This window comes from Rahnella sp. BCC 1045 (assembly GCF_019049615.1).
In the GTDB taxonomy this organism is placed as follows: Bacteria; Pseudomonadota; Gammaproteobacteria; order Enterobacterales; family Enterobacteriaceae; genus Rahnella; species Rahnella contaminans.
This window is the reverse complement of sequence record NZ_JAFMOZ010000100.1, coordinates 26,181-37,033: the sequence shown is the minus strand read 5'-3', so window position 1 is coordinate 37,033 and position 10,853 is coordinate 26,181. Positions and strand designations below refer to the sequence as shown.

The window sequence follows — 10,853 nt, the reverse complement described above, 5'->3', positions numbered from 1 at the left end:
AGGAGGAAAAACAAGGTGTTGTGGCTCTGGCCACCTTAGCTTCAGGGATCGCAGGCGGCGTTGTTGGCGGAGATGTTAGCTCGGCGATTGATGGGGCGAAGGCTGGGAAGAATGAGGTTGAGAATAATGCTCTGGCAGCTGGTTCAGATCTTGGTTTTTGGTTAGGCAAGACACCCGACTGTGATACACAGTGTAAAGCTGGCATTGCAAAAGGCGTTGCTGAAGGAAATCTGGTGGTGTCGGCAGGCATTGCAGGTGTCGCTGGCGGCGCAATGATAGTAGGTGCAACTCCAGAAATTGTGGCAGCAGCTAAAGTTGCGTTATCCGGCTGCAAGTCGGCTCCGGCAATCTGTCTGAACAACGCAGGGTTGCAGGTTGCTGAAGCCGTGACGCCGGGCGGGGTTGGTGCTGCCGGAGCTATAGGGGTTGGTAAAACAGCTGTGGAAGCGACGGCGGCGAAAGCTGAAGCTATAGCTGCTAATGCGGCGAAGAATATTTCATCCGCTTCAGGTTCAAAAATTGACGCCGGAAAATTTGGCCAACTGGAATTGGATATACTTTCACAAACAGGTGCTAAGACTGCCCCCTCAGTTAAAGCAGGAAATCTAACTATTGCTGGAAGAGCGTTACAAAAACATGGAAGTCGTGAAGGAAGTGCGTTCCCTATAGCTAAGGGCACACCTGCTCAAATGAATGAACAAGGGCAAAAAATATTAGATGGGATCGTTAAAGCTCCTGGCGCAACAGCCAAAGATGGAAACCGCTTTGGTGGTTTTGATATCGTAGCTCCTGACGGGCGAGGTGCTCGCTTCGATCCTCAGGGTAATTTCCGTGGATTTTTGGAGCCTTAAGAATGAGTGATAAACACGAATTAAAAGTTGTGGTAGCTAGCGATGTTGATTATGAGAATTTAATAGCTGAAATCTATTGTGATGAAGAGTTTATTGCACTTTTACAACAAGAAGGCGGTGAGGATAATATCAAGGTTGAATTATCGCCGAACATTGGTGCGATTGATTATGACTGGCTTCAAAATGCATTGTCAGAAGCCCGAAAAAAACTACTGAATAAGTAATTGCAAACATCCCAACCCAGTGGCTGGGATGATTTGTCTGTCACTCTGCCAAGGCTCGGATCACCAGATGCCCCCGTTCAACGGCTACGGTGACTGGTTTATCCGTCCCAACCCTCGCCTCCCTCGCCGCGCCGATCATCCCATCCAGCCATTCCTGATGGCCGTTGATCATCGGGTTCGGGCGCGTGTTCGCGAGTTCACGGGCGGGTTTACCGTTTTGCGTTTCCTGCGTCAGAATGCGGACGCGACCGCCGGAGAGTTCTTCGAAAAGCCAGGCGTGATGGACGTCAAGCCGGGTTTCGGTGTCGCCTTCTGCCCAGCCGTGCCACGCCATGCGTGCGGGCTGGCCTTTTACCGGTGGTACGTATTCATTGACCTGCGCTTCGACCGGAAAACCGAACGTGCAGAAGCGGAAACGTGCGCCGTCGCTCAGGCCCGGCCCGGTGCCGTCGTGGAAAAAGATATCCGATGCGTTGCTGTAATACACCGGCCATGCGGCGGTGTTGTCGAGTTGCGCCCACAGTTCTTCCACGGTCAGGCCGGTGATGATCATTTCGTTAGACGCGAAGTTGTCGGTTTCGCCGGGGATAAAACCTTCCGGCCAGAGTATTGCGTTCATGTTGAGCTCCTTAGTATTAAGCGTCCGGCCCGCAGGCTGGCGTTGAGCACAAGATACGCAATGACGAGATATTACTGAAATCATCACTTGTGATGATAAACATCGATTATTTTTATATCTGGATGACACACAAAAAAACAGGCAGAAGGATCGCTTCTGCCTGCTGTGATCACCGCTATTTTACGCGGATGTTATCACTGAAGTTTTAGCTGATGCTGTAACGCTCAAGCCAGTGCGCATAAGGCGCAGGAAGAACCCAGGAAGGATTTTCCACACCCAGCTCTTTCGCCAGCGCATACGGATAATGCGGGTTGGCGAGCATTGCGCGGCCAATCATCACCAGATCCATGTCTTCTTCGCTGATGCAGCGTTCGGCGACGTCCGCAGACGCCACGCCCCAGGAACTGGCGACCGGCAAACCGGCTTCTTTGCGCACGCGGCGCGAAACCGGTGCCAGGAAGCCTGCGCCCCACGGGATTTGCGCTTCCCAGGTGGAGAATCCGACGCTGACGTTAAGCAGATCCAGCCCTTTCTCACGCAGAATACGCGTCAGTTCGATGGACTCGGACAACGTTTCTTCGTCGCGGCCATCGTATTCAATCACGCCAAAACGCGCGGTGACCGGCAGGTTTTTCGGCCAGACCGCGTTGACGGCGTCGAAGGTTTCAATCAGGAAACGGCTGCGACCGGCGAAATCACCGCCGTATTCATCAGTACGGGTGTTGGAATGCACGGAAAAGAAACTCTGCGCCAGATAGCCGTGGGCAAAATGCAGTTCCAGCCATTCAAAACCGGCATCGCGCGCGCGTTGGGCTGCCGCGACGAAATCCGCCATAACACGCTGGATATCTGCTTTTGTCATCTCTTTTGGCACTTTTGGCAGATGTTTGCCGAACGCAACCGCAGAAGGTGCGATAGTCGCCCAGCCGCGCGGATCGCCTTCTGGAATATGATCATCGCCTTCCCACGGCAGATTGGCGCTGGCTTTGCGGCCTGCGTGACCAATCTGGATCCCCGGAACAGCCCCGGCGGCTTTGATGGATTTGGCGATTTTTGCCAGTTCAGCGGCCTGCGCGTCGTTCCAGATCCCCAGACATCCCGGGGTGATGCGGCCTTCAGGCGAAACGGCAGTCGCCTCGACGATAACCAGGCTTGCGCCACCGCGCGCAAGCGTTGCGTAATGCACCTGATGCCAGTCGTTCGGCACGCCGTCAGTGGCGGAATACTGGCACATCGGCGGAACAGCGATACGGTTTTTTAACGTGACGTCTTTCAGCGTAAACGGCGTAAAGAGTGCGGACATAATTTTTTTCCCGGTGAGTTTGGCATCCGGCGATCAGAGTGCCGTCGGACAGCTATATGCGGAAGTGAAGAAATATTATAGTGCACATAATATTTCGTTATAACTCAAAGAGTGCCCTGCCGATGCGCAACCTTAAAAGTCTCGACCTCAACCTGTTAAAGACTTTCGACGCACTGCTCGACGAGCGGAATGTCACCCGCGCCGCCGAGCGACTTTCCCTGACGCAGCCTGCCGTCAGCAGTATGCTGACACGTCTGCGTGACAGTTTTGATGATCCGCTTTTTGTCCGTTCACGTTACGGCATTGTGCCGACGGAGCGCGCACTGGCGCTGGCAAAACCGGTAAAACGGGTCATGGCGCAGATTGAAGCGCTGCTGGAGCCGGAAGCCTTTATTCCTTCAAAATGCGAAATGACATTCACGCTGGCGGCCACGGATTACGCAATGAGTGTGATTATCGTGCCGTTCTTTTCCCTGCTGCAACAGCTTGCGCCGGGCATTCATCTGTCGGTACAGCGCGCCGAAGAGGCCACGGTTCAGGAGCGACTGGAACGTGGCGAAATCGACCTTGCGCTGCTGACGCCGGATACCACGCCACCTGATTTACACATTCGCCATCTGTACGACGAACGTTATGTTTGTACGCTGCGCAAAGGCCATCCGGCGCTGATAAACGGCGCAATTTCTCTCGATACGTTCTGCCGGTACGATCACGCGCTGGTGTCGCTGAGCGGCGAGAATTTCGAAGGCGTGACCGATAAGGCGCTCCAGGCGTTGGGAAAAAAACGTAACGTCGTGCTGTCGGTGAACAGTTTTCTGGTGCTGCCGCCGGTGTTGCAAACCACTGACCTGATTGCTGTGGTGCCGGAGCGTCTGGTGCGCAACGTCGCAGGGCTTGAGGTATTGCCGCCACCACTGACGATCCCCGGTTTTACCAAAGTCGCTGCGTGGCACGAGCGCTCGCATTTATCGGCGGCGCACCAGTGGCTGCGTCAGCTTCTGGCACAGGCGTGCAGCGGGGAGTAAATCGCGCCACATCATGATATTTTCAAGGCTTCATCTGCTTTTCACATGTTAAAAAATGCGGCAATAAAACCGCGCACAGAAGGGTTATTCCATGGAAAAACGTCCGGCAGTGATCATCACTTATTGTTCCCAGTGCAACTGGTTGTTGCGTGCCGCGTGGATGGCACAGGAACTGTTGAATTCGTTCAGCACCGATCTGGCGTCCGTCACGCTGGTGCCGGGAACGGGTGGAATTTACGAGATTAAGGTCGATGACGAACTTATCTGGGAACGCAAAAGAGACGGCGGTTTTCCGGACGCCGCTTTGCTTAAACAGCGCGTGCGCGATATCTGTTTCCCCGACCGGGATTTGGGGCATGTGGATAAGAAGAAAATACCTGAGGCGGGAACGGATTCTGCGGAATAAAGGAATAAGGCAGAGATTTCCCTGCCTTATTTTTTACCCCAACACTACTCTTTACGTGAAACGTGCTCGGCGGCGGCGCGGTTGGCTTTTGCCACGGAATCGGCCAGCGTTTTGCCCTGCAAGAGTGACGTACACAGCATGCCCATAAAGCAGTCGCCTGCGCCGTGCGTGCTGATCAGTTCGACTTTTTCGGCGGGCATAGACTGGCTGCGTTCACCGGTTTCGCACCACGCGACGCCGTGTTCACCTGCCGTGACGACCACAGCCGGATAATGGCCGCCGAGCCATTCGGCGGCGGCGCGGGCGTCGGATAAAGTATTCACAGCAATTCCGCTCAGGTCGCGGGCTTCTACTCCGTTGACCACCAGCAAGCCGACGGCGGATTGCATCGCGCTGCACATCGCACGCGCCGGGGCGGCGTTCAGGCAGACGCGGATGCCGCGCTGTTTTGCCGCTTCGGCTGCCGCCAGATTGACCGCTTCCGGCACTTCGTTTTGCAGCAGCAACATCTCAACCTGTTGCCAGACGGCGTCGTGGCCAAATTGCGTGGCATCCACCCGGTTGTTGGCGTTGGAGACAACGACCGCGCCGTAATCCCCTTCCGCGTCCATCAGCGCCACGCTCATACCCGACGGCACATCTGCACTGACGGCCACAAAATCCGTATTCACGCCGTTTTCTTCGAGCACGGAACGCAGGAAGTCGCCCTGTGTATCTGCGCCAACAGCACCGGCAAAGCTGACCTGCGCGCCCGCTTTCGCAGCGGATACCGCCTGATTGCCACCTTTGCCGCCAAATTTGTACGAACAGCCGCTACCCATCACCGTTTCACCTTTTTCAGGGCGGTGATGCGCATGGATCACGATGTCGTAATGAAGGCTGCCCGTGACTAAAATTTTACCCATTCTAGTATTCCCGAAGGTCCTGAACCGCCTGCTGGGTTTTCATCAGGTTTTTCTCCGCTGTCTTCAAATCCTTCTGCGCAATCGCCACAAATAAGGCATCCAGAATATTTAACTGGGCGATGCGGGCAGCAGCGTTTTCCCCGAGCAAGTGCGATCCCTGAGAGGTTGAATTGAGAACCACATGCGCATTGCGCGCAATAGGCGACTCGGCGTAATTGGTGATGGCGATAACTTTGGCGCCGTTGCGCGCCGCCAGTTTAATCGGGTCATTCACCGCACGGGTGGCGCCGGAATGGCTGATAGCGACCACCGCATCATCGTCCGACAAGACTGCTGCTGACATCAGCATAATATGGGCATCATCGTAGACCGTCGTTTTGATCCCGATTTTCAGGAGCTTATGCGACAAATCTCTGGCGACGGCGGCAGAACCCCCGACGGCATATAAATCGATGTGCCTGGCTTTAAAAAGAATGTCAGCGGCGCGGTTAAATTCCGACACATCGACAATAGATAATGTTTCTTCTATTGCCTGAATAGATGTGCGAAATACCTTTTCAAGTAATTGCTCCGACGAGTCTCCCGGCTCAATTTCCGCATGTAAATTTGCCACTTCAGAATAGTTGTAATAAATCAAACTGCTTCTGAAATCTCTAAATCCTGAGAAATTCAATTTCTTCGTCAATTTAACAATCATCGCCTCAGAAACATTATTTTCCAGCGCAATTTCTTTTAAAGAAGTTTGCTCAGAAAAATCAGTTTTGGACGTGATTGCGTCGACGACTTTTCTTTCCAGTGGCGTCAGATGTGGCAATTTCATACGAATTTGAGCGCCTATGGCTCGCGGATCCTGATTCATTACTTGCCTCGTGTCGCCCGGTCAATCAACATCGCTATGATAATAATAAGGCCGGTGGCAAGCAATTGATAAAACGCCTGAATATTGAGAAGTGTCAGGCCATTTCGTAATGAACCCAAAATAACAGCGCCAATCAGCGTACCGATGACACTCCCTTTGCCGCCCATCAGCGAAGCTCCGCCAATGGCCGCCGCGGCAATCGCATCCAGCTCCCATAAATTCCCCATTGTCGGCTCGGCAGCGCCCAGGCGACCAATCAGAATCAGTGAGGCCAGAGACGCCAGCACGCCGGAGATCACAAACACCGTCACTTTGGTTCTTTTGACCGGCACACCGGCAACGCGCGCGGCTTCTTCGTTACCGCCGACGGCCAGGATGTATTCGCCCAGCGGCGTTTTATTCATGACCACCCACAGGATTGCCGCGATGGCGATAACAATCACAATCGGTGCCGGAACCCCGAACACCGTGCTGTTGATGACGGTCCGGAACTCCATCGGGATGCCGAAAATCGGGTTACCGTTGGTGAAAATCAGCGCCAGCGCACGGAACAGCGACAGGCCGCCGAGGGTGACGATAAAGGGCTGTAAACCGGCATAGGCGACTAACATTCCGCTGAAAACGCCGCACAGCGCGCCGACGCCCAGCGTTGCCATAATTGCCAGCGGAACCGGCACGCCCGCCACCATCAGCGTCGCGCCGAGTACCGCAGAAAGCGCCGCCGTTGGCCCGACGGACAAGTCGATGCCACCGGAAATAATCACCAGGGTCATCCCCAGCGCAATAATTCCGTTAATCGAAGACTGTTGCAAAATATTCAGCAGGTTCGGCAGCGTAAAAAATACCGGCGACAGAAAAGAGAACGTGATCACAATAATCAGTAAACCAATCAGCGTACCGGCATCGCGAACATTGAATTTAAATAATGCCAGAGGGAAAGCCTTTGGCTGAACATTACCTTGAGTCGTCATAATAATGGCCTTAAAAATCGGTAGGTGTCGGAAAGTATCGTTAAATTCAGACGGCTTTTTTCACATCATTAATGGCATAACGCGCGATATTTTCTTCGGTGATATCGTCGCCGTTAAGTTCTTTCGTTATTTGCCCTTCCCGCATGACCAGAACCCTGTCTGAGATACGAATGATTTCCGGCATTTCGGAAGAAACCACCACAATGGCTTTTCCCTGCTGCGCGAGTTTCTCAATCAGATTATAAATTTCAGACTTGGCACCGATATCAATTCCACGGGTCGGTTCGTCAAAAAGAAACACCTTATTATCGGCGGCCACCCAGCGGCCAATAATCACTTTTTGCTGATTCCCGCCGCTCAGCGTGCCAATGGTTTTTTCGATATTGAGCGGACGTAACCGCAAATCCGTCATCACATCCAGCGCGGTCTGGTTCAGCTGACTTTTTTTGAGCAGACCAAAACGGGTAAAGCGCGCCATCGACGGCAGGGCCATATTCATTTTGACGGCGCGTTCTTTAATGATGCCTTCTTTTTTGCGGTCTTCCGGCACCAGGCCAATCCCCGCGCGAATGGCGGAACTGACGTTATGTTTTTTCACCGCGACGCCTTCCACTTCAATGTTGCCGCCGGTTTTGGCATCGATGCCGGCAATCAGTTTCAGCAACTCGGTGCGACCGGAGCCCACCAGCCCGGCGATGCCCAGCACTTCGCCGGCTTTAACGCTGAACGTGGCGTTACGCACGGCTTTATCGCGGCTCAAATCTTCCACGCTCAGCACGATGCGTTCGGTGGCATACGAATGATGCTGCACTTTTTCGATTTTGCGACCGACCATTTTGGTCACGATCGTTTCTTCGGTTTCGTCGCAGATATTCACCACGCCGACCTGTTTACCATCGCGCAAAATCGTGGCGCGGTCGCAGACTTTGAAGATCTCATTCATCTTGTGCGAGACGTAAATCAGCGAGACATTCATCGATTTCAGATCAGAAATCAGTTCAGCCAGGCGCTCAAATTCTGTCGGCGTCAGGCTCGACGTCGGTTCATCCATCGCAATAATTTTGGCTTCATCGAGCAGCGCACGGGCGATCTCGACGATCTGCTGCTGCGAGACTTTCAGGTTTTTGATCGGCTCATCCGGGTTAATGCTCGGATCCAGACGGCGCAGGATTGCCACCGCCCGTTTGTACTGCGCCTTTCGGTCAACAAACAGCCCTTTCATTTTGGTCAGGGGCCGCCCGAGAAACATATTCTGGGCGACGGAGAGTTCAGGAACGTGTTGCAACTCCTGATGAATCATTGCGATACCGGCATGGCGTGCAGACAGCGGGTTTTTCATCTGAATCACCTGCCCTTCCACCAGGATCTCGCCGGAATCGGCGGCCCGGACGCCTGACAGGATATTGAGCAACGTCGATTTTCCGGCGCCGTTTTCACCGATCAGCGCGTGGACTTCGCCCGGCCTGACGGAGAAATCAACCCCCTGAACCGCTGCCACGCCGCTGTAGCTTTTGCTGATGCCGCGCATCGTCAAACAATACTGTTCCATAAACTCTCCTCGCCCTGTTCTCTGACGCCAGACTTATTGTTGCTGCGCCAGCAACTGGCGAATCTTCGCGTTATCTTTGGTGGAGAACGCGTCGACGTTGTCTTTGGTGATCAGCGCCTGCGGAGTGGACACCACGCGGGAGATTTTCTGACCATTAATCAGGCGGACAACCACTTCCATCGCCACTTCCCCCGTCAGCACCGGGAAGCTGTCAACCGTACCGGTCAGCTCGCCGCGTTTGATTGACGCATACGCATCGGAAATCCCGTCGGTGCCAAAGACGGCAACCTGTTTCGATTTTCCGGCAGCTGCAACGGCTTCCACCACGCCCAGTGCCATGCCGTCGTTATTGGCATAGAAGCCAATCAGATCAGGATGTTGCTGTAAAATTGTCGCTGCGGCGTTGTACGCATTTTCGCGGCTCCAGTTGGCCGGAACGCTGGCGACCACGGTGAATTTCCCGCTGGCCTGAATCGTTTCTTTAAAGCCTTTGGTGCGCTGCGTTGCCGCATACACGCCCGGCTGACCTTCGATGACCGCGACCTTGCCGCCTTCAGGGTGTTTTTTGATAAACCAGCCCGCCACGCGAACGCCGTTATCTTTCTGCACGTTACCGACGTAATACGCTGCATTTGGCATCACGGCGTCATTGACGTTTACCACGGCAATGTTTTTGCTTTTGGCAGATTCATACGCCGGTTGCAGGTTTGCGTCGGTTTGCGGCGACACCAGCAAGCCGTTGAAGCCTTGTGAAATCAGCGTTTCGGCGATAGATAACTGGCCAAGCTGGTCGTCTTCATTGGCGGCGGCCTGATATTCCACGGTGAAGCCGTGTTTATCAGCAAAGTTTTTATAGCCCTGGCCGAGGGAACGCCAGTATTCGTTGGTCAGCGTTTTCGATACTCCGCCGATTTTCAGCGATTTATCGATAGCCGGTAACGGGCCATATTTGACGGTCAGTTGTGTCCAGTCAGTGCGATCCGGTTCGGTGTCGGATTGCAGGGGCGGTAAATCCGCCGCATAAAGGCTGGAGCAAAACAGTGTAGAGGTGAGTACAGACAGTAAGAGTTTTTTCATCATCTGGCCTTCGGATTGTTATTTTTATGGTTATCACAGCGACTCGCGCTGTGGCGGTCGCTTTTATTATTGCGCCAGCATCACGTTGTTCACGATTTGCTGAGAGGCGACGGCATCCTGCCTGCTGATGGCTTCATTCAGCGCCGGGTTGTTTTCGAGCTTTTCACACAGTTTCAGTAAACGGATCACGGTCGCGATATTGGTTTCCGCTTCGCGAACCGGATCCAGGCCACTGGCGTCCGGGAACGTATCGAAGTAATACGCACCTTTATAGCCGTCACGTTTCATTTGCAGCAGGAATTCCAGCGTGGCGCGCGGGTTCACTGAGCCAACCATCAGGCCGTCGTCGCGTTTGCCCCAGCCATCGTTGAGATCCAGCCCGAGCAGGCGTGAACGGCGCGCCACCATCGCCGCGGCAAACGCCGGGACTTCATTGGCAAACAGCACGTGCGCGAAATCCAGCGTGATCCCTAAATTCTTGCAACCGGCTTCTTCCACCGCCAGCAGACAGGTGGTCGCGTTCGGGAAGATGCTGTAAGCGCGCGGTTCGTTGGGTTTGTATTCAATGCTGACGTCGATGTCCGGCGCATATTCCGCCACTTCGCGCACTGCGCTGACCGCGTCTTCCCACATTTTTTTGTAGTCAGCCTGGAAGCAGTAATCGAAACCGTCCTGCCCCATCCACAGGGTCATGATGCTGGCACCGAATTCCCGCCCCGCGTCGATGCCGCGTTTGGTTAATTCAATCGCCTGACGACGAATTTTGGGATCCGGGTTAGTGAATGCGCCGATTTTAAATTCCGGAGCATCCCAGCGCATTTGCATCCCGTTGACCGCCAGCCCGACTTCTTCAATTTTCTGACGCATGGTTTTAACGTCATCAGTCATGTGCTGAGGATAATTCAGGTCCAGATGTGTCAATCCTTTAACCGTAGCTGCACGTTCGATCATTTGCAGCACTGAAGGTTTGCCTTTCAGTTCCGGCCAGTAAAGATAAGCCCCCGAGGCAAACGAGTTCAGACGTGTGGCAAATTTAAGTTCTGACATGGGGTGTCCTTTGTAAA

The 10,853-nt window shown here is 53.9% G+C and carries 12 protein-coding genes; 4 read left to right on the top strand and 8 right to left on the bottom strand.

From position 1 onward, the window contains the following. Together J1782_RS04475 and J1782_RS04470 are read left to right on the top strand one after the other, a co-directional pair. A partial coding sequence (locus J1782_RS04475; RefSeq protein WP_217152510.1) for a VENN motif pre-toxin domain-containing protein occupies positions 1-851 on the top strand: 851 nt, incomplete at its 5' end. Between the two features lie 2 nt (positions 852-853). Beyond that, the gene (locus J1782_RS04470; protein ID WP_217152509.1) at positions 854-1,075 is read left to right on the top strand and encodes a hypothetical protein; all 222 of its coding nucleotides are present in this window, start codon (positions 854-856) and stop codon (positions 1,073-1,075) included. A gap of 40 nt (positions 1,076-1,115) precedes the next feature. On the opposite strand, the gene J1782_RS04465 is transcribed toward J1782_RS04470, so the two are convergent. Next, entirely contained in the window at positions 1,116-1,694 is a 579-nt protein-coding gene (locus J1782_RS04465) for an SRPBCC domain-containing protein (protein WP_254302917.1), read from the bottom strand. A 205-nt stretch (positions 1,695-1,899) separates the two neighbouring features. Continuing rightward, positions 1,900-2,997, bottom strand: a complete 1,098-nt coding sequence (locus J1782_RS04460) for an NADH:flavin oxidoreductase/NADH oxidase (protein WP_217152508.1) — start codon at positions 2,995-2,997, stop codon at positions 1,900-1,902. A gap of 122 nt (positions 2,998-3,119) precedes the next feature. On the opposite strand from J1782_RS04460, the gene J1782_RS04455 reads away from it, so the two are divergent. Further along, positions 3,120-4,022, top strand: coding sequence for a LysR family transcriptional regulator (locus J1782_RS04455; RefSeq protein WP_217152507.1), 903 nt, complete (start codon positions 3,120-3,122; stop codon positions 4,020-4,022). 91 nt (positions 4,023-4,113) lie between these two features. Next, on the top strand, positions 4,114-4,428 hold the full coding sequence (locus J1782_RS04450) for a SelT/SelW/SelH family protein (protein WP_217152506.1): 315 nt from the start codon (positions 4,114-4,116) through the stop codon (positions 4,426-4,428). 44 nt (positions 4,429-4,472) lie between these two features. Here J1782_RS04450 and J1782_RS04445 read toward each other — a convergent pair whose 3' ends face one another. From J1782_RS04445 to J1782_RS04420, 6 genes are all read right to left on the bottom strand, one after another. Continuing rightward, positions 4,473-5,333: a ribokinase gene (locus tag J1782_RS04445; RefSeq protein WP_217152505.1), complete on the bottom strand. Its 861-nt coding sequence runs from the start codon at positions 5,331-5,333 to the stop codon at positions 4,473-4,475. Between the two features lies 1 nt (position 5,334). Continuing rightward, entirely contained in the window at positions 5,335-6,192 is an 858-nt protein-coding gene (locus J1782_RS04440; protein ID WP_152324611.1) for a MurR/RpiR family transcriptional regulator, read from the bottom strand. Further along, on the bottom strand, positions 6,192-7,163 hold the full coding sequence (locus J1782_RS04435; protein WP_101076406.1) for an ABC transporter permease: 972 nt from the start codon (positions 7,161-7,163) through the stop codon (positions 6,192-6,194). Before J1782_RS04435 ends, J1782_RS04440 begins: the two co-directional genes overlap by 1 nt. Positions 7,164-7,209: 46 nt before the next feature. Next, positions 7,210-8,712: a sugar ABC transporter ATP-binding protein gene (locus J1782_RS04430; protein WP_165058540.1), complete on the bottom strand. Its 1,503-nt coding sequence runs from the start codon at positions 8,710-8,712 to the stop codon at positions 7,210-7,212. A gap of 33 nt (positions 8,713-8,745) precedes the next feature. Beyond that, positions 8,746-9,789 (bottom strand): substrate-binding domain-containing protein, encoded by a 1,044-nt coding sequence (locus tag J1782_RS04425; RefSeq protein ID WP_217152512.1) that lies wholly within the window; start codon positions 9,787-9,789, stop codon positions 8,746-8,748. 66 nt (positions 9,790-9,855) lie between these two features. Further along, positions 9,856-10,836, bottom strand: a complete 981-nt coding sequence (locus J1782_RS04420; RefSeq protein ID WP_152324613.1) for a TIM barrel protein — start codon at positions 10,834-10,836, stop codon at positions 9,856-9,858. Between the last annotated feature and the right edge of the window lie 17 nt (positions 10,837-10,853).